The organism is Qipengyuania proteolytica (genome assembly GCF_019711565.1).
Classification (GTDB): domain Bacteria; phylum Pseudomonadota; class Alphaproteobacteria; order Sphingomonadales; family Sphingomonadaceae; genus Qipengyuania; species Qipengyuania proteolytica.
This window is the reverse complement of the sequence record NZ_JAIGNN010000002.1, coordinates 656,399-672,401: the sequence shown is the minus strand read 5'-3', so window position 1 is coordinate 672,401 and position 16,003 is coordinate 656,399. Positions and strand designations below refer to the sequence as shown.

Annotated in this window: 17 protein-coding genes and 1 tRNA gene; 11 read left to right on the top strand and 7 right to left on the bottom strand. The window is 67.0% G+C overall.

The features are described from left to right. Nucleotides 1–62: 62 nt before the first annotated feature. Both K3172_RS12220 and K3172_RS12215 read left to right on the top strand, forming a co-directional pair. A tRNA-Ala gene (locus K3172_RS12220) sits at nt 63–138 on the top strand. Nucleotides 139–192: 54 nt separating this feature from the next. Then, entirely contained in the window at nt 193–1,311 is a 1,119-nt protein-coding gene (locus tag K3172_RS12215; RefSeq protein WP_221590405.1) for an NAD(P)/FAD-dependent oxidoreductase, read from the top strand. Here the strand turns inward: K3172_RS12215 and K3172_RS12210 are convergent. Both K3172_RS12210 and queF read right to left on the bottom strand, forming a co-directional pair. Then, nucleotides 1,289–2,179 carry a DUF1499 domain-containing protein gene (locus K3172_RS12210; RefSeq protein WP_221590403.1) on the bottom strand — a complete coding sequence of 297 codons (891 nt, stop codon included), beginning with the start codon at nt 2,177–2,179 and terminating at the stop codon, nt 1,289–1,291. The two genes, K3172_RS12215 and K3172_RS12210, sit on opposite strands and share 23 nt — an antisense overlap. 2 nt (nt 2,180–2,181) lie before the next feature. Next, a complete protein-coding gene (gene queF, locus K3172_RS12205; RefSeq protein ID WP_221590401.1) occupies nt 2,182–2,640 on the bottom strand; it encodes a preQ(1) synthase in 459 nt (152 codons plus the stop codon). 118 nt (nt 2,641–2,758) lie between these two features. Here queF and K3172_RS12200 point away from each other — a divergent pair, with 118 nt between their 5' ends. The 9 genes from K3172_RS12200 (at nt 2,759) to K3172_RS12160 (ending at nt 10,990) form a co-directional block, all read left to right on the top strand. Further along, nucleotides 2,759–3,877, top strand: coding sequence for a hypothetical protein (locus K3172_RS12200; protein WP_221590399.1), 1,119 nt, complete (start codon nt 2,759–2,761; stop codon nt 3,875–3,877). A gap of 37 nt (nt 3,878–3,914) precedes the next feature. Further along, the gene (locus K3172_RS12195) at nt 3,915–4,748 is read left to right on the top strand and encodes a sulfurtransferase (protein WP_221590398.1); all 834 of its coding nucleotides are present in this window, start codon (nt 3,915–3,917) and stop codon (nt 4,746–4,748) included. 2 nt (nt 4,749–4,750) lie between these two features. Next, the gene (gene metC / locus K3172_RS12190) at nt 4,751–5,962 is read left to right on the top strand and encodes a cystathionine beta-lyase (RefSeq protein ID WP_221590396.1); all 1,212 of its coding nucleotides are present in this window, start codon (nt 4,751–4,753) and stop codon (nt 5,960–5,962) included. A gap of 2 nt (nt 5,963–5,964) precedes the next feature. Then, nucleotides 5,965–7,035 carry a mechanosensitive ion channel family protein gene (locus tag K3172_RS12185; protein ID WP_345725654.1) on the top strand — a complete coding sequence of 357 codons (1,071 nt, stop codon included), beginning with the start codon at nt 5,965–5,967 and terminating at the stop codon, nt 7,033–7,035. Nucleotides 7,036–7,132: 97 nt separating this feature from the next. Beyond that, on the top strand, nt 7,133–7,891 hold the full coding sequence (gene cobA, locus K3172_RS12180; protein ID WP_221590392.1) for a uroporphyrinogen-III C-methyltransferase: 759 nt from the start codon (nt 7,133–7,135) through the stop codon (nt 7,889–7,891). After that, a complete protein-coding gene (locus K3172_RS12175; RefSeq protein WP_221590390.1) occupies nt 7,888–8,184 on the top strand; it encodes a DUF2849 domain-containing protein in 297 nt (98 codons plus the stop codon). The genes cobA and K3172_RS12175 overlap by 4 nt, the downstream gene beginning before the upstream one ends. A gap of 1 nt (nt 8,185) precedes the next feature. Further along, nucleotides 8,186–9,820, top strand: coding sequence for a nitrite/sulfite reductase (locus tag K3172_RS12170; protein WP_221590388.1), 1,635 nt, complete (start codon nt 8,186–8,188; stop codon nt 9,818–9,820). Next, nucleotides 9,813–10,238, top strand: a complete 426-nt coding sequence (locus K3172_RS12165; RefSeq protein WP_221590386.1) for a DUF934 domain-containing protein — start codon at nt 9,813–9,815, stop codon at nt 10,236–10,238. The genes K3172_RS12170 and K3172_RS12165 overlap by 8 nt, the downstream gene beginning before the upstream one ends. Continuing rightward, entirely contained in the window at nt 10,235–10,990 is a 756-nt protein-coding gene (locus K3172_RS12160) for a phosphoadenylyl-sulfate reductase (RefSeq protein WP_345725653.1), read from the top strand. The genes K3172_RS12165 and K3172_RS12160 overlap by 4 nt, the downstream gene beginning before the upstream one ends. A 40-nt stretch (nt 10,991–11,030) precedes the next feature. On the opposite strand, the gene K3172_RS12155 is transcribed toward K3172_RS12160, so the two are convergent. The 5 genes from K3172_RS12155 to obgE form a co-directional block, all read right to left on the bottom strand. Continuing rightward, the gene (locus K3172_RS12155; RefSeq protein ID WP_221590384.1) at nt 11,031–11,459 is read right to left on the bottom strand and encodes a hypothetical protein; all 429 of its coding nucleotides are present in this window, start codon (nt 11,457–11,459) and stop codon (nt 11,031–11,033) included. Nucleotides 11,460–11,566: 107 nt separating this feature from the next. After that, complete coding sequence (locus K3172_RS12150; protein WP_221590382.1) at nt 11,567–12,661, bottom strand: 2OG-Fe(II) oxygenase; 1,095 nt, start codon at nt 12,659–12,661, stop codon at nt 11,567–11,569. 43 nt (nt 12,662–12,704) lie between these two features. Continuing rightward, entirely contained in the window at nt 12,705–13,616 is a 912-nt protein-coding gene (locus K3172_RS12145) for an NAD-dependent epimerase/dehydratase family protein (protein WP_221590380.1), read from the bottom strand. Beyond that, a complete protein-coding gene (gene proB, locus K3172_RS12140; RefSeq protein ID WP_221590378.1) occupies nt 13,613–14,734 on the bottom strand; it encodes a glutamate 5-kinase in 1,122 nt (373 codons plus the stop codon). Before proB ends, K3172_RS12145 begins: the two co-directional genes overlap by 4 nt. Before the next feature lie 114 nt (nt 14,735–14,848). After that, nucleotides 14,849–15,904 carry a GTPase ObgE gene (obgE, locus tag K3172_RS12135; RefSeq protein ID WP_221590376.1) on the bottom strand — a complete coding sequence of 352 codons (1,056 nt, stop codon included), beginning with the start codon at nt 15,902–15,904 and terminating at the stop codon, nt 14,849–14,851. Between the last annotated feature and the right edge of the window lie 99 nt (nt 15,905–16,003).

Below are 16,003 nucleotides of genomic sequence, written 5' to 3'. Positions count from 1 at the left end.
CGGACGGCGCGCCGCGCTAATTGGCGCGCCTCTCCGGTTTGTGCCGGACAGGAACCTGGAACGGGGCCGTAGCTCAGTTGGGAGAGCGCGTCGTTCGCAATGACGAGGTCAGCGGTTCGATCCCGCTCGGCTCCACCAGGTTGCCCCCCCTTTTTTCACGACAAGCAGCGAGCGGCCCGATAGGCTGGCCGCATGATGTCGCGCGTCGAACCCGTCCTGCTGCTCGTAGGTGCGGGGCATGCGCATCTCGGGGTGATCGACGACTGGCGCAAGCACGGGCCGCCCGCTGCGCGCACGGTGCTCGTGGAGCCGCTCGACGCGATGCACTATTCAGGCATGGTGCCGGGCTGGATCGCAGGTGAATACCGGGCCAGCGAACTGCAGATCCCGCTGGCACTTCTTGTTCGACAGGCCGGGATCGAGTGGCACAAGGCGAGCCTCGTCGCGATGGACCCGGTGGCCCGTATCGCGCGGCTGGATGACGGCAGCGATGTCGGCTTCGACATCTGTTCGCTCGCGACGGGCGGGGCTGGGCAGGCTGGGACGGTGCTGGGCAGCGACCCGAGACTCCTGGACATCCGGCCCTTGCCCGGTTTCGTCAGCCGTTGGCAGGCCTTGCGGGAGATCGGGCCGAAGCACCGGCGTATCGCAGTTGTCGGCGGCGGCGCAGGCGGCGTCGAGCTCGCCTTCGGATTTCGCAATTCCGAGCATTGGTCTGATTGCGCGGTGGTCCTGGTGGCCGGCGAGCATGGCCTGCTGCCCGATCATGGCGCGCCGGTAAGGCACCGCGCAAGGCACGAACTGGCAGCGCAGGGGATCGAAGTCCTCTCGGCAGAGGCGCAGTTCGCCGATGGTGAGCTGGTGGCGGATGGCCGGTCGCTCGAACCGCTCGACCTCGTCGTGGCAGCGGTGGGTAGCGGCGCGCCCGACTGGCCGCGCGAAAGCGGCCTGCCGACAGACGCTGACGGTTTCATCGAGGTCGACGGGCACCAGCGTGTCTGCGGCTTCCCCCAGATCCTTGCCGCCGGAGATGTCGCCCGGCGAACCGATCGCCATGTCGGTCATGCGGGCGTCCACGCGGTCTATTCGGGGCCGGTGCTCGCCAAGAACCTGCGCCGTATGCTCGCAGGCAAGGCGCCGCGCCGCAGCTACAGCCCGCGCTTCATGGACTTCTATCTGCTCAACACCTGCCGCGGCGAGTCAATCCTCAGCTACGCCGGGCTGGGCCTGCAGGGCCGCTGGCTGCGGCGCCTGAAGGACTGGCTCGATACGCGCTGGATCCGGCGCTTTACTGTCCGAGGCGCTTCCTGATGGCTTCGCTCAGCTCCTCGACCCGCGCAGCGTTGTAGCCGAGGTCGGAGACGCCGACGCGGCTGACCGAGCGGATATCGATCTGGCCGTCCGCCACCCGCGCCACGACATCGTCCTTGAAGCCGAAAGCGAAGGTTTCCGCCACGCCTTCCACCGAGTTCATGCCCGAAACGCGGCGCACGTCCTTGAGGCCGATCTCGCCCATCGCGGCGACGATCGCGTCGAAGGCCTGCTCGTCGGTTGTGTTGCCCAGGACGATCGGCTTCAGTTCGGGATAGGATTCGGAGATGATGTCGGCGTGGTTCTTGACCTTGAGCGCCTCGTCCTCGCTGTTCGCCCACATCTCGATCTGCCCGAGCGGCGTGGCGTAGTCGTTGATCGGATTGGCCTCGAGCTCGCCGCGCGTGGTCATTGTCGCGGGCGAGAATTCGGGCGGGTTGAGCAGGTCGGTGGAGACGTCGTGGATCGGGGGCACGGACTCGGCCTTGCTGCCGATCGATGCGAGGCCGAGGAACAGCACCGCCGGAATGGCGACGCCGACCGCGGCCTTCCACCACGGGCCCCGCGGTGTCTTCAGGAAGGCGAAGGCCAGCGCGATCACCGCGAACACTGCGGCGATGCCGAGCAGGTAGGGCCCTGCCTGGCGGATCATGAACAACAGTCCGGTTCGCCAGTGGATGATCCCGAACTTCGGGCCGAAGGCGGCGAGCGCGAACCATGCCAGCACGGCCAGCGAGAGCCATAGCGACCACTTTGGCAGGCTTTTGCGCCAGACCCGCCGGGGCTCTTCGGAGACCGGTGCGGTTGTGGCCGCTTCGTAGCTCGTCGCGGTTTCGGGTGTGTCCTGCCCCTTGGTGGTCTCGTCCATGGTTATCCTCTGCCCCTGTAAGATGCGACGCCCTGGTCGGGCAGCCACAGATCGGCAGGCGGTGCGCCGCTCTGCCAGAATACGTCGATCGGAATGCCACCGCGCGGATACCAGTAGCCGCCGATCCGCAGCCACTTCGGCTTCATCTCGTCGAACAGGCGCCGGCCAATGCCGACGGTGACATCCTCGTGGAAACCGTTGTGGTTGCGGAACGATCCGAGGAAGAGCTTGAGGCTCTTCGATTCCACGATGGTTTCGCCGGGCGCGTAGTCGATCACGAGGTGCGCGAAATCGGGTTGGCCGGTGACCGGGCACAGCGAGGTGAACTCGGGTGCGGCGAACCGGACAAGGTAGAGTTCGCCGGCACGCGGATTGGGCACATAGTCGAGTTCGGCCTCTTCGGGAGAGCCGGGCAGCGGGCTGTTTTCGCCGAGGAACCTGGGAGTCGGTGTGTCGCTCATGCCGCGCATCTGCCGCGAAAGGCGGTCCGGCGCAAGGCGGGGGTTGGAAGCGCCCGCTTCAGTACCTATTCAGCCCGGCGCCGCGCATAGCGGTGCTTTTCCCAAGATACCCACCACGATGACCCTGCGTTTCCGCCTCCCGCTCCTTGCCCTCGCCCTGAGCCTGCCCGAGCCCGTGCTGGCGCAATCGGCGCAGGATTTCACGCTGCCGCCGGCCCCGACGCCGACGGCATCGCCACAGGTGCAAGGTCCGGTGGATACCGAAAGTGGCGTGGTTCCGGTCCGTCCGCGCGTCATCGCGACAGCCACGCCGACGCCGCGACCAACGCCCACCCCCGCTCCTGTGCTGACGCCGGAGGCGACGATCATGGCGCCCGCCACGGCCACAACCGCACCGCGCGCGCGGCCGACAGCCGGCGCGACGCCGCAGCCGACAACGCCCGCTCGTAGCGTCGAGGCTGCTTCGGCATCTCCGGATGATACCCCGCAGGTCCTCCCGCCGTCGGAAACCGCCGGGTCGGCCAATCCGCTGCCGCTGCCGACCGCCGCCGCGCCGTCGCAGTCGCCTTCACCCGCAGGTGAACCGCTTGGCCCTGATGGCGGCGATTTCGACTGGACCTGGCTTGCGGGTCTGCTTGGTGCCCTCGCGGTCATCGCCGGCGGCTTCCTCGTCTGGCGTCGCCGCCAGGCCACCGCCATCCCGCCGGCGATCGAGAAGCCGGTGGTCGCCGCGTCCCCGAAACCGGCTGCTGCCGTTCCCGCAGGCGATCCCCTGACCATCCGGCTCACCGCCGAAAAGCTTACGCGCAGCGCGATGTTCGCGACGCTCAAATATCGCCTGACGCTGGTCAACCGCACCGATGCCGCGTTGGCCGATGTCACGGTCGGGATCGACCTCGTGTCGGCGCATTCGGGCGCGCCGATGGAGCAACAGGTGGCGACAGCCGCGACGCCGCTCGAGACTCGCCACACCCTCGCGCGCATCGCCCCGCGCCAGAACGTGGCGGTGGAGGGCGAGGTCAAACTGCCGCTCGGGTCCGCGCAGGTCATCATGCAGGGCCGCCACCCCTTGCTTGTCCCGCTGATGCGCGTGCGGGTGGACGGTGCCGGCGATACGGCGGTCCTCAAGACCTTCGTGGTCGGTCAGGGCCAGCCCGACGGAGGGCGCGTCCAGCCGTTTCGCCTCGACGAGCCGCCGCGCAGCTATGCGCCGATCGCGCAGCGCGAACTCGCCTAACTCGACTTGGCCCACGCCGCCCGCTAACCCGAGCGGCATGGAGAGACTCGTTTCGACCGAATGGCTTGCCGGTGAACTCGGCGCTGCGGACCTCGTGGTGCTCGATGCGACCATGCATCTGCCCGACAGCCCGCGCGATGCGAAGGCGGACTATCTCGAGGCGCATGTCCCGGGCGCGCGTTTTCTCGATCTCGCCAGCTTCACCGACAGCGGATCGGTGGTGCCCAAGGCATTGCCGACGGCCGAACAGTTTGCTGCCCGTCTGGGTGCGATCGGTATTGTGCCAAGTGCCCGCGTGGTGCTTTACGACGACAGCCAGATCAAGAGCGCGGCCCGTGCGTGGTTCATCTTCGACCACTTCGGCTTCGGCGAGGTCGCGATCCTCAATGGGGGCTTCGCGAAATGGCGCGCCGAGGGGCGGGAGACCGAGCGCGGGGAAGTCACGTTCGAAAGCACCGCCTTTCCGGTGCCGCAGGCCCGGCGCGAGGTTCGCTCGAAGGCGGATATGCTCGCCAATTGCGCCACTCGCGGCGAACAGGTGGTCGATGCGCGCGATGCGGCGCGCTTTGCGGGCGAGGATGGCAGCGGCTCGGCAGGCCACATCCCCGGCGCAGCCAATGTCCATTTCCCGCGCCTCTTCGCCGAGGACGGCACCTGGAAGGCCCCAGACGCCTTGCGCGCCGAATTTGCGGCGTCCGGAGTCGATCTCACGCGGCCCGTTACCGCCAGCTGCAACAGCGGCATGTCCGCCTGCGTCCTGCTGTTCGGCCTCAGCCTCGCGGGCAAGGACGACGGCGCGCTCTATGACGGCAGCTGGATGGAATGGGGTGCCGACCCGGCGACGCCCAAGGAACAGGGGGCCGCGCGCTGAGCATGGCCGGGGGCAGGGACAAGGACATAAAGCCGGCGACGCGGCTGGTAACGGGCGGGCGCTCGGGCGATTTCGCCGGGAGCGTGGTCAACCCGCCGGTCTGGCGCGCAAGCACGCACCTCTACGCGGATTGCGCGGCGCTGCGGAACGGCGTGAAGTCGAACGAGGACGGCCGCTTCTTCTACGGCCGTCGCGGGGCGCCCACGCAATGGGCGCTGTCCGAAGCGCTGACCGAGCTGGAGCCGGGGGCGCAGGGCACCGTGCTCTACCCCAGCGGACTGGCAGCGCTGGTCGGTGCGCTCATGGCCGTGCTGAAGGCAGGCGACGTCCTGCTGGTCGCGGACAATGCCTACGACCCGACCCGCAACACCGCGATGGGGATCCTCAAGCGTTTCGGCGTCGAGCACCGCTTCTTCGATCCGCTCGACCACGCGGCCTATGCAGCGGCATTTTGCGAGCGGACCAAGGCGGTGATGCTGGAGGTGCCGGGCAGTCTGACGATGGAAGTGTGCGATCTACCCGCGCTGGCGCGGATCGCGCGCGACAGGGGTGCGGTCAGCCTCGTGGACAACACTTGGGCGACCGCGCTGGGTTTCGCTGCGCTCGAGCATGGCTGCGACATCGTCATCACCGCGCTGACCAAGCATGTCGGCGGGCATTCGGACCTCATGATGGGAGCCGCGAGCGCGGGCGAGCAATGGTATCGCCGCCTGCGCATGGCGGCGCAGCAGCTCGGCCATGTGGTCTCGCCCGACGATGCTTCGCTCGCCCTGCGCGGCCTGCGAACGATGGGCGTGCGGCTGGAGAAGGAAACCGCCTCGGCGTTGGCAATTGCCGAGTGGCTGGCTGCGCGCGAGGACGTGGCGCATGTGCTGTGCCCGATGCTCCCCGGCTCGCCCGGCCACGATCTGTGGTGCCGCGATTTCACCGGTGGCTGCGGCCTGTTCAGCTTCGTTCTCAAGGGCCGCGACGATGCCGCGCGGTGCCGGTTGATCGACGCGCTCGAGCTGTTCGGCATCGGCTACAGCTGGGGCGGGTTCGAGAGCCTTGCGCTTCCGTTCGACGTCGAGCCGGTGCGCAGTTGCATGCAATGGCCCAAAGCGGGCTGGGGGGTTGAGGATCGCCATGCAGTGCGGCTATCGATCGGTCTCGAAGACACAGACGACCTCATCGCCGACCTCGAATGCGGCTTTGCGGCGATGAACGAAGGATAATCGTGCAAGGCGAAACCGCACCCACCGACGCGCCGACCCCCGAAGCGACCCCGGTCGAACAGGCCTGGAGCCTGGCCGAGGACGCGCCGGAGGAAACCTCGGTCGCGGCCGCCGAAGGGATCAAGGAAGCGGTCAGTTCCAAGAGCGAGACGGTCGGCTCGATCGTCGAAACGCTCGACGCCTGGGCGCTGAGTGTCGGCGACTTCCGCCTTTCGGTGTTCGACGTACTCATCGTGGCGACCGTGATCTTCGGCGTCCTCGCCTTTGCGTGGTTCGTGAGCAAGCTCGCCAAGCGCGGGGTGCGCCGGATCACCAAGCTCGACGGCACGCAGCAATTGCTGGCCGAGAAGATCGTCACCATCGTCGTCTGGGCGGCGGCTTTCTTCCTCGGCATCGACCTGCTCGGGATCGACCTGACTGCACTGGCGGTGTTCTCGGGCGCCTTCGGCCTTGCCATCGGCTTCGGGCTGCAAAAGACTTTCGGCAACCTCATCGCGGGCATCATCCTGCTGATGGACCGCTCGATCAAGCCCGGCGACGTCATCGCGGTGACCGACATGGCGGGCAACGAGAGCTTCGGCCAGATCCGCAAGATCGGCATTCGCGCGGTCTCGGTCACAACCCGCGACCAGCGCGAATACCTGATCCCGAACGAGAACCTGATGATCAACCAGGTCGAAAACTGGTCCTATTCCTCGAAGAACGTCCGCATGCAGGTGCCCGTCGGGGTCAGCTACGATACGGACATGAACCTCGCCGAAGAACTCATGCTCGAAGCGGCAAGAAGCTGCGAGCGGGTCCTCACCGCACCGCCGCCGACCGTGTGGATGGACGGCTACGGGGACAATTCGGTCAACTTCACGATCCACTGCTGGATCGACGACCCGGAAGAGGGCGTCGGCAACGTCCGTTCGGCCGTGCTCAAGAAGCTGTGGTGGCTGTTCAAGGACAACGGGATCGAGATTCCCTTCCCACAGCGCGACATCCATATCCGTAGCAGCGACCAGCTCGAGCGCATGTTCGCCACGCTTCCGCAGGGCGGCAAGCCCGGGCCCACGGTTACAAAAGAATAGATTGCCGCGCCGGAAGGTTCGATTTCAAAATCTCGCCTACCTTGCCGGACACGCATTCTGATTGGCGCATGATCGCCATGCCGCGCATCTTGGCAGCATGGCACAGACCGGAACCATCTTTCTCGTCGGCGCGGGGCCGGGTGATCCCGAGCTCCTGACGATCCGCGCCGCAAGGCTGATCGAACGCGCCCGCATCATCGTCCATGACGGCCTCGTCGATCCTGCGATCCTCGCGATCGCGCGCGACGATGCAGAGCTGATCTCGGTGGCGAAGCGCCGCTCGCACCACACGCTGCCGCAGGAGGAGATCAGCGACCTTCTCGTACGCATCGCGCGTTCGGGCGAGGATGTCGTGCGCCTCAAGGGCGGCGATCCCTTCGTGTTCGGGCGCGGCGGCGAGGAAGCGGAAGTCGCCCGCGCGGCCGGCGTTGCGGTCGAGGTCGTCCCCGGCATCAGCGCCGCGAACGGCGCGGCGGCGGCGGCGCAGATCGCGCTGACGCATCGCGACGCCTCGAGCATCGTCAGCTTCGTCGCCGGCCAGTGCAAGGGTCTGAAGGACCAGGACTGGGCGGGGCTTGCGGGCAAGGGCCGCACGCTGGTGATCTACATGGGCGTGAAGACCGCGCCGCAGATCGCGGAAAAGCTGATGGAAGACGGCCTCGCACCCGACATGCCCGTGGCGGTGATCGAGAACGGCACGCGGCCCGAGATGCGCGTGCTGCGTGGTCTCCTCGCGGGCCTTCCCGAACTTATTGAGCGCGAGGCGGTGGTCAGCCCGGCTCTGATCGTGATCGGCGAGGTAACCGCGCGCGACGACGCCTCGCTCGCCCGCGCTGCACAGGAGGCCGCACGATGAGACTGCTCACCGGAAACGACCTCAAGACCGGCGCCGTCACCTGGTGGACGGGCACCGACTGGTCGATCCACGTGGAGGACGCCGCCGACGTCACCGGTCACGAAGACGAAATCGCCCGCCGCGAAGAAGCCTCGCGCCGCGTGAACGGCCCCTATGCCGTCGATGCGGAATTGAAGGACGGCGTGCCCCGGCCCTCGCACATCAAGGAACGCGTGCGCTCGCTCGGCCCGACCGTCCGCCCCGACCTGACCCTCAAGCCTGCCGAACCCGATATCGGCAACTGGGTGATCTGACATGTATAAGTACGACCAATACGACCAGGCGATGGTCGATACCCGCGTCGAGGAATTCCGCGACCAGACCCGTCGTCGCCTCGAAGGCAAGCTGACCGAGGCGCAGTTCACCCCGCTGCGGCTCAAGAACGGCCTCTACCTCCAGCTGCACGCCTATATGCTGCGTGTCGCCATCCCCTATGGCACACTCGACAGCCGGCAGATGCATGCGCTGGCGGACATCGCCGACACATACGACCGCGGCTATGGGCATTTCACCACGCGCCAGAACATCCAGTACAACTGGATCAAGCTGGAAGAAGCACCCGACCTGCTGGCCGATCTTGCCAAGGTGGAGATGCATGCCATCCAGACCAGCGGCAACTGCATCCGCAACATCAGTTCGGACCATTTCGCAGGCGCTGCGGCGGACGAGCTGGTCGACCCGCGCCCCTATGCGGAGCTGCTGCGCCAGTGGTCGAGCTTCCATCCTGAATTCAACGCCCTGCCGCGCAAGTTCAAGATCGCGGTGATCGCCAGCGAGACCGATCGCGCAGCCATGCGGTTGCATGACATCGGGATCAACATCGTGAAGAACGAGGCGGGCGAGCTGGGAGCGGCCTTCTATGTCGGCGGGGGCATGGGCCGCACGCCGATGATTGCGCCCTGCATCAACCCCTTTGTGCCGCTCGACCAGCTGGTGACCTATGCCGAGGCGTGCCTGCGCGTCTACAACCGCTACGGGCGGCGCGACAACAAGTACAAGGCGCGGATCAAGATCCTCGTCCACGAACTGGGCGCGGAGGAATACACCCGCCAGGTCGAGGAGGAATTCGCGCATCTGCTGGGGCAGGGCGTGGAGCCGCCGCTGGCCGAACTCGAGCGGATCAGGACCTATTTCGAGGACCCAGCCTTCCAGGATGCGTCGAACGACACCATCGATCGCAGCGATCCCGATTTCGCGCTGTGGGTCGATCGCAACACCGTGCCGCACAAGCGCGAGGGCTATGTCTCCGCCGTGATCAGCCTCAAGCCGGTCGGCGGGATCCCCGGCGATGCGACGGCGCGGCAGATGCATGTCATGGCCGAGCTCGCCAAGTCCTATTCCTTCGACGAGCTGCGCGTGATGCACACGCAGAACATCGTCTTGCCGCATGTCCGCAAGGCCACGCTCTATACGCTGTGGCAGACGCTCGAAGCCGAGGGACTGGGCAGTCCGAACCTCGACATGATCGAGGACATCATCGCCTGCCCCGGGCTCGATTATTGCAGCCTCGCCAATGCCCGTTCCATCCCTGTCGCGCAGAAGATCGCCGAACGCTTTGCATCGACCGGGAAGACCGACGCGCTCGGCCAGCTCAAGCTCAAGATCAGCGGCTGCATCAATGCCTGCGGGCACCACCACGCTGGCCACATCGGCATCCTCGGCGTCGACCGGAAGGGGGTGGAGAACTACCAGCTCCTGCTTGGCGGCAGCGAGGCGGAGGACGTCAGCCTAGCCAAGATCACCGGCCCCGGCTTCGACGAGAACGGCATCGTCGATGCGGTCGAAACCGTCACCGATGTGTACACCCGCGAACGCCAGGACGGCGAGCGCTTCCTCGACACCTACCGCCGTATCGGCATGGATCCCTTCAAGGAGGCGCTTTATGGCTGAGACCCTGCGCTATCGCGACGACGAGCCCGTCGATCACCCGGCGGTCACCGTCGATTCCTTCCTCGACCAGTCGAACGCGACCGCCGTGCGGATCGAACCGGGCGACGATGCACGCGACCTAATCCCGCATCTCGAACGCCTCGCGCTGGTCGAGGTGAACTTCCCCGCCTTCGGCGACGGGCGCGGCTATTCCTCCGCCCGCGTGCTGCGCGAGGCGGGTTACGAGGGCGAGCTGCGCGCTGTGGGCGACGTACTGGTCGACTATCTCGCCTATATGCGCCGCTGCGGCTTCGATGCGTTCGAGCCGGACCAGCAGTTCGATAGGGACGATGTCGAGGCCGCCTTCGAACGCTGGCCCGAGGTGTACCAGGCCGCCGCCGACGAGCGCACGCCGATCTGGGCGAAGAGGCACGCGTGAACGAGATCCGCGCCATCGACCGGCTCGACACAGCCCCGCGCTTTACCGAGCACGATGCCATCCGGCTTAACCGCATGTTCCGCGGTTCGGACACGGACGAATGGCTGCGAGCGGTGATCGAGGGCAATCTGGCGGGCGACACGGCGGTGGTTTCGAGCTTCGGGGCGGAGAGCGCCGTGCTGCTGCACCTCCTCGCGGGCATCGATCCGACGATCCCGGTGCTGTTCCTCGACACCGGCAAGCATTTCCCCGAAACGCTGGCCTATCGCGACGAGCTGACCGAGCGGCTGGGGCTCAACCGCGTCGATCTCTATCCGGAGATCGCCGACCTCGCCGCGCGCGACGAGAGCGGGCTCAGGTGGTCCTACGACCCCGATGGTTGCTGCGAGCTGCGCAAGGTCAAGCCGCTCGCCAAGGCGCTGGCCGAATTCGACGCGAGCTTCACCGGGCGCAAGGCGTTCCAGTCTTCGACCCGCGCAAACCTGCCGCGCTTCGAGCTAGACAATTCGGACGCTCAGGGGCGGCTCAAGATGAACCCGCTGATCGACTGGTCGGCGGAGGATATCGCGGCCTATTTCGAGACCCACGACCTGCCCCGGCATCCGCTGGTCGAACGCGGCTTCCCGTCGATCGGCTGCTCGCCCTGCACCCGCCAGGTGGGCGAGGGCGAAGACCCGCGCGCGGGCCGCTGGGCCGGGTGGGACAAGGTCGAATGCGGCATCCACCAGCCCGGCGAGGAACCGTTCCTGTAGGATTGCGGGCACCGGCACGACCGCCGGTGCCCGAAACCCGTCATTCGGCGGCAGGCACCCGCTCGACCGTGGCGGTCTCGCCCTCGGCATTGGTCGAAACCCAGACGCCATCGTCACCGATGCTTTCGGTATTGCACTTCTCGTCGGCCGGATTGTCTTCGGTGACATAGGCAGCGTCGACGATCGTGCAGTAGCGATCGGGCGAGGGCTGGGTCCATGTGCCGGTTTCCATCACATTACCGTCTGCGTCGGTCTGGACGTAGGTTCCGTCGGCTTTCACGTCTTCGTTGAACACCGTGCCATCTGCAGCAGTAATCTTGTACATGCCGGCCGTCGGCTGACCGTCCGCGGCGAGGGGCTCAGCCGCCTCCGGGGTCGCGGTTTCGGCGGGAGCGGCAGGCTCCTGCTCGGCCGGCTGCGAGCAGGCGGCAAGCGCCAGGATACTGGCGGCGATAAGCACTTTCCTCATGAAATCCTCCAATCGCGACCCATGACAAACAGGCGGAGTTTTCCGCTCACGACTCGCGACCGTGCCGGAACACTAGGCCCAATCGCGCGGATCGCAAATCGGCGGTGTCAGGAAGGGCTTTGATCCGCGGCAACGGGTTCCGGAACGGCCAGCTTGTCGAGATTGGTATCGCGGATCGCGCGGGCTTCCTCGTCATAGAGGAACGGCAAATAGGCATAGCGCTTGCCGTTGGTCACGGGCGTCGCTTCGTGCAGCAGCGAGCAGGAGAAGACCACTGCACCGCCCGTGGGTGCTCGATAGGTGCGCGGGCCGAATTCGGGGAAGCGCAGATTGCCGCCCTCGTAGTCCTCGGCATTGAGGTTGATCGTCACTGCGAAGCGGCGGTGCGCGGTTCCGAAAGTGGTGTTGTCGCGGTGGGGGCGAAAATGGCCTGCCCCCGCCTCGTAGCAGGCGACGATATGCCGTTCGATGCGCGTAGCCTTGAAGTGGAAGGCCCGCTCGATCGCCGGGGCGATCCGGCGGGCAATGCGCTGCTGGAGCGCCTGGATCAGCTGCGGATCCTCGATCACGGTGTCGCGGCGGCGCTTGAAACCGTCGTCGAGGATATGCGTGGTCTTGCCCTCCACGTCGCGCATGAAGCCCGAAGGCTTGCCGCCATCGGCCTCGTAGAGCGCGATCAGCTGCCTGCAGAGATCCGGGTCGAACACGTTGTTCACGGTCAGCACCGGCGCCATGCCGTCGGTGGCGTTCGCGATCAGGGCCTCGAGATCGGCCAGCGCCCGTTCGCCGTCGGCCAGCGCATAGCGACCCTGCAAACGCAGTTCCCGGTCGAGCAGTACCCAATGCGGTTCGTAACGATGGTCCTCGCGCGCGGCGCCATAGGTGCGGCTGACGGCCCGGTCGTAATCGAGGAAGTGGCGGATGCCGGGCAGCTCCTGCGCGATGCGGCCTTCCGCTACATCCTGCGGGTCCACCGTCACGCCGAAGAAGGCCGCGGCATCGTCGTCGAACAGGGCGCGGTGCTGCCTGACGAGTTCCAGCGCCGCGGCGGCCTTGGGCTGGCTTGCGCTGCCGTAGAACAGCATCAGCACACTGTGCCCGCCGACGGTGTGGAAGGCGAAGCGGTCGGCGCCCGACAGCGCCTTGGCATGGAACCAGGGGGCATAATCGCCGACCTGCGGAGGCACGGGCTGCGTGGTCATCGACCGAGACCTAACCGCGGTGTCTGGCGCGGGCAATCGAAAGTCAGAGCCAGCCTTCGCGGCGATACCATTCGGCGGTCTGCCGCAGGCCGTCCTCGCCGGCGATATGTGGCTCCCATACGGCGGCGGGGACTTTCCGGTCCGAGCGGGCGACCCAGTTGGGATGCGCCATATAGCCGACCCGGTCGGGTGTGAGCCGCGCCTTGTCGCCGCGCAGCAGCCGGTCGATCCGAGCGCCGGTTTCCATCAGCGGCTTGGGCAGGTGGGGCGCAAACACGCGGCGCCCGACCGCCCGGCCGATCTCGCGCGCCAGTTCCTTGTGCGACCAGCCGCCGTCCCGCGCATCGTCGGGCTCGAACAGTCGGCGGCGGACCAGCGCGGGCGAGGCATCGACGAGATCGAGCAGCAGCCGCGCAAGGTCGTCGACATGGATGATCGAACTCGCCCCGCGTGGCGGCAGGGGGACGAAACCGTATTTTGCGCTGCGGAACATCTCCAGGTAGTCGATATCGCGCGGGCCGTAGACACCCGGCGGGCGAACGATGGTCCAGTCGAGCCCGCTCGCCTCGACCAGCTTTTCCGCCTGCGCCTTGGATGCCCCATAGGCGGACAGGCCGGGCTCGCGCGCGGAGAGCGAGGATACGAAGACGAAGCGCTTGATCCGGTTCGCTTTCGCAGCCTCGATCACGCGCGCCGTCCCCTCGACATTGGCTTGCGCGAACTGCGCCGGATCGGGCGCGTTGGTGAGGCCCGCGACATGGACGACGCTGTCCGCATCCGCGCACAGGCTGGTCAGCGCGTCCCTATCTCCGAGGCTGCCTTCGACCCAATCGACCTTGTCGCGCGGCGCTTGCAGGCGGCGGGTCAGCGCGCGCAGGGCTGCCTCCTCGCGCGCCGCGGCATCGAGCACTGCCTGCCCGACAAAGCCGGTCGCCCCGGTCAATGCTATCGTCATGTGCGCACCATATGGTCGCGGTGTACCACGGCGGCGCGCGGTGCATAGCCGAGCTTCTCCGCCTGCCGGTCCTCGCGCAGGCCGAGGATCGCGCGGCACTCGCTGGCGGTGTATTCGACGAGCCCCTGGCCCAGCCGTTCGCCCTTCGGCCCGAAGATCGCGACGAGATCGCCGCGGGCGAAGTCGCCCTCGATCTCCGTCATCCCCGCGGCCAGCAGGCTTGCCCCATTGGCCAGCGCGGCCGCGCAACCCGCGTCGACCGTGACCACGCCGGAGGGCGCCAGCCGTCCTCCCAGCCACGCCTTGCGGGCACTGGCATCGGCCTGCGGGACGAACAGCGTTCCGGTGCCGGTGTCGAGCAGGCGCGCGATCGGCGCGTCGCCCGTGCCGTTCGCGATCACGAGTGCGATCCCCGCGCGCTCCGCAATCCGCGCGGCCTGCAGCTTGGCCACCATCCCGCCCGAACCAAGGCCGGAAGAGGATGCGCCGCTGGCCATGGCGATGATTTCGGGCGTGACGCCGTCGACGCGGTCGATCAGCACCGCCCCCGCCTGGCGCGGGTCGCGGTCGTAGAGGCCATCGACATCGGATAGCAGCAGCACCGCCTCGGCCCCTGCGGCTTGCGCGACGCGCGCAGCTAGGCGGTCGTTGTCGCCGAAGCGGATTTCCTCAGTAGCCACGCTGTCGTTCTCGTTGACCACGGGAATGGCGCCGGCCTCGACCAGCCGCTCGAGCGTGGCCGAAGCATTGAGGTAGCGCCGCCGGTCTTCGAGATCGCCGATGGTGACGAGCATCTGCGCTGCGGTGATGGCATGCCGTCCGAGCGCATCCGACCAAAGCCGTGCCAATTCGACCTGCCCGACCGAAGCCGCCGCCTGCGCGTCGGCAAGGCTCCCGCGCCCGCCCTTGGCGAGGCCGAGCTTCGCAGCCCCCAGTGCGATCGCACCGGAGGATACGACAATGACCTCGACGCCGCCTGCGCGGAGGTCGGCAAGATCCTTCGCCAGCGTCGCGAGCCATGCGCCGCGAGCCTTTCCGGCGTCGACGAGCAGCGCCGACCCGACCTTGACGACAAGGCGGCGCGCGGTGCGCAGGTCGGGGAGATCAGCGATTGTCATTGCTTCCTTCGTCGCCCCGGACTTGATCCGGGGTCCAGCTTCTTTTGCTTGGCCGTCGAAAAGTAAAGCGGGACCCCGGATCAAGTCCGGGGCGACGGGAGGGACAAGGGGCCGTCAGATCGGCGACCAGTCGGGTTCCTCGCCCTCGTCCTCGACCTCTTCGGCGTGGGTTTCGGTCGAGGTACGATCGGGCAGGTAGCCGAGGATTTCGTCGAGCAACTCGGGAATGCCCGCGCCGCTCGCACCCGAAATCCGGAACACCTTCTTCGCGCCTGCCGCCAGCAGTTCCTCGGCAAAGCCTTCGCCCAGTTCCTCATCAGCAAGGTCGAGCTTGTTGAGTGCGACCAGCTGGGGCTTGTCCGCCAGCCCGCCGCCATAGGCCTCGAGCTCGGCATTGACGGTGCGATAGGCTGCGGCGGGGTCTTCGCCGGAAATGTCGATCAGGTGGATCAGCACCCGGCACCGCTCGATATGGCCGAGGAAGCGGTCCCCGATGCCTGCGCCTTCAGCCGCACCCTCGATCAGGCCGGGGATGTCGGCGAGAACAAACTCGCGGCCCTTGTGGCTGACGACGCCCAGCTTGGGCACCAGCGTGGTGAAGGCGTAATGCCCCACCTTGGCCTTGGCGTTGGAGACCTGGTTGATGAAGGTCGACTTGCCCGCATTGGGCAGGCCCAGCATGCCGACGTCGGCCAGCAGCTTGAGGCGCAGCCAGACCCACATTTCCTCGCCCGGCTCGCCCGGCTGGTGCTGGCGTGGGGCGCGGTTGGTGCTGGTCTTGTAGCTGGCGTTGCCGCGTCCGCCCATGCCGCCTTCGAGGAAGACGACGCGCTGGCCGACCTCGGTGAAATCGGCGAGCACTTCCTCCTTGTCCTCGGACAGAATCTGCGTGCCCACCGGCACCTCGATCACGAGGTCGGGCGCGCCCGCGCCGGTCCGGTCCTTGCCCTGTCCGTGATTGCCGCGCTTGGCCTTGAAGTGCTGGGCGTAGCGGAAGTCGATCAGCGTATTGAGGCCCTGGACCGCCTCGAACACGATGTCGCCGCCCTTGCCGCCGTTGCCGCCGTCGGGTCCGCCGTATTCGATATACTTCTCGCGCCGGAAACTGACGGCGCCCGGGCCGCCTGCGCCCGATTTGAGATAGATTTTTGCCTGATCGAGAAAATGCATGGCGCGCCCCTAGTCCTTTTTGCGCGAATTGGCGAGCGTTCAGGCATGTCCCAATAAGGCGCATAAGCTGCGTCACCGGATTGTCTTGGACCGTGTCTA

What these genes read in the sequence shown, in the direction of transcription:
- K3172_RS12215 (WP_221590405.1), top strand. Translation starts at nt 193, where the DNA reads ATGATGTCGCGCGTCGAACCCGTCCTGCTGCTCGTAGGTGCGGGGCAT.
- K3172_RS12210 (WP_221590403.1), bottom strand. Translation starts at nt 2,179, where the DNA reads ATGGACGAGACCACCAAGGGGCAGGACACACCCGAAACCGCGACGAGC.
- queF (WP_221590401.1), bottom strand. Translation starts at nt 2,640, where the DNA reads ATGAGCGACACACCGACTCCCAGGTTCCTCGGCGAAAACAGCCCGCTG.
- K3172_RS12200 (WP_221590399.1), top strand. Translation starts at nt 2,759, where the DNA reads ATGACCCTGCGTTTCCGCCTCCCGCTCCTTGCCCTCGCCCTGAGCCTG.
- K3172_RS12195 (WP_221590398.1), top strand. Translation starts at nt 3,915, where the DNA reads ATGGAGAGACTCGTTTCGACCGAATGGCTTGCCGGTGAACTCGGCGCT.
- metC (WP_221590396.1), top strand. Translation starts at nt 4,751, where the DNA reads ATGGCCGGGGGCAGGGACAAGGACATAAAGCCGGCGACGCGGCTGGTA.
- cobA (WP_221590392.1), top strand. Translation starts at nt 7,133, where the DNA reads ATGGCACAGACCGGAACCATCTTTCTCGTCGGCGCGGGGCCGGGTGAT.
- K3172_RS12175 (WP_221590390.1), top strand. Translation starts at nt 7,888, where the DNA reads ATGAGACTGCTCACCGGAAACGACCTCAAGACCGGCGCCGTCACCTGG.
- K3172_RS12170 (WP_221590388.1), top strand. Translation starts at nt 8,186, where the DNA reads ATGTATAAGTACGACCAATACGACCAGGCGATGGTCGATACCCGCGTC.
- K3172_RS12165 (WP_221590386.1), top strand. Translation starts at nt 9,813, where the DNA reads ATGGCTGAGACCCTGCGCTATCGCGACGACGAGCCCGTCGATCACCCG.
- K3172_RS12155 (WP_221590384.1), bottom strand. Translation starts at nt 11,459, where the DNA reads ATGAGGAAAGTGCTTATCGCCGCCAGTATCCTGGCGCTTGCCGCCTGC.
- K3172_RS12150 (WP_221590382.1), bottom strand. Translation starts at nt 12,661, where the DNA reads ATGACCACGCAGCCCGTGCCTCCGCAGGTCGGCGATTATGCCCCCTGG.
- K3172_RS12145 (WP_221590380.1), bottom strand. Translation starts at nt 13,616, where the DNA reads ATGACGATAGCATTGACCGGGGCGACCGGCTTTGTCGGGCAGGCAGTG.
- proB (WP_221590378.1), bottom strand. Translation starts at nt 14,734, where the DNA reads ATGACAATCGCTGATCTCCCCGACCTGCGCACCGCGCGCCGCCTTGTC.
- obgE (WP_221590376.1), bottom strand. Translation starts at nt 15,904, where the DNA reads ATGCATTTTCTCGATCAGGCAAAAATCTATCTCAAATCGGGCGCAGGC.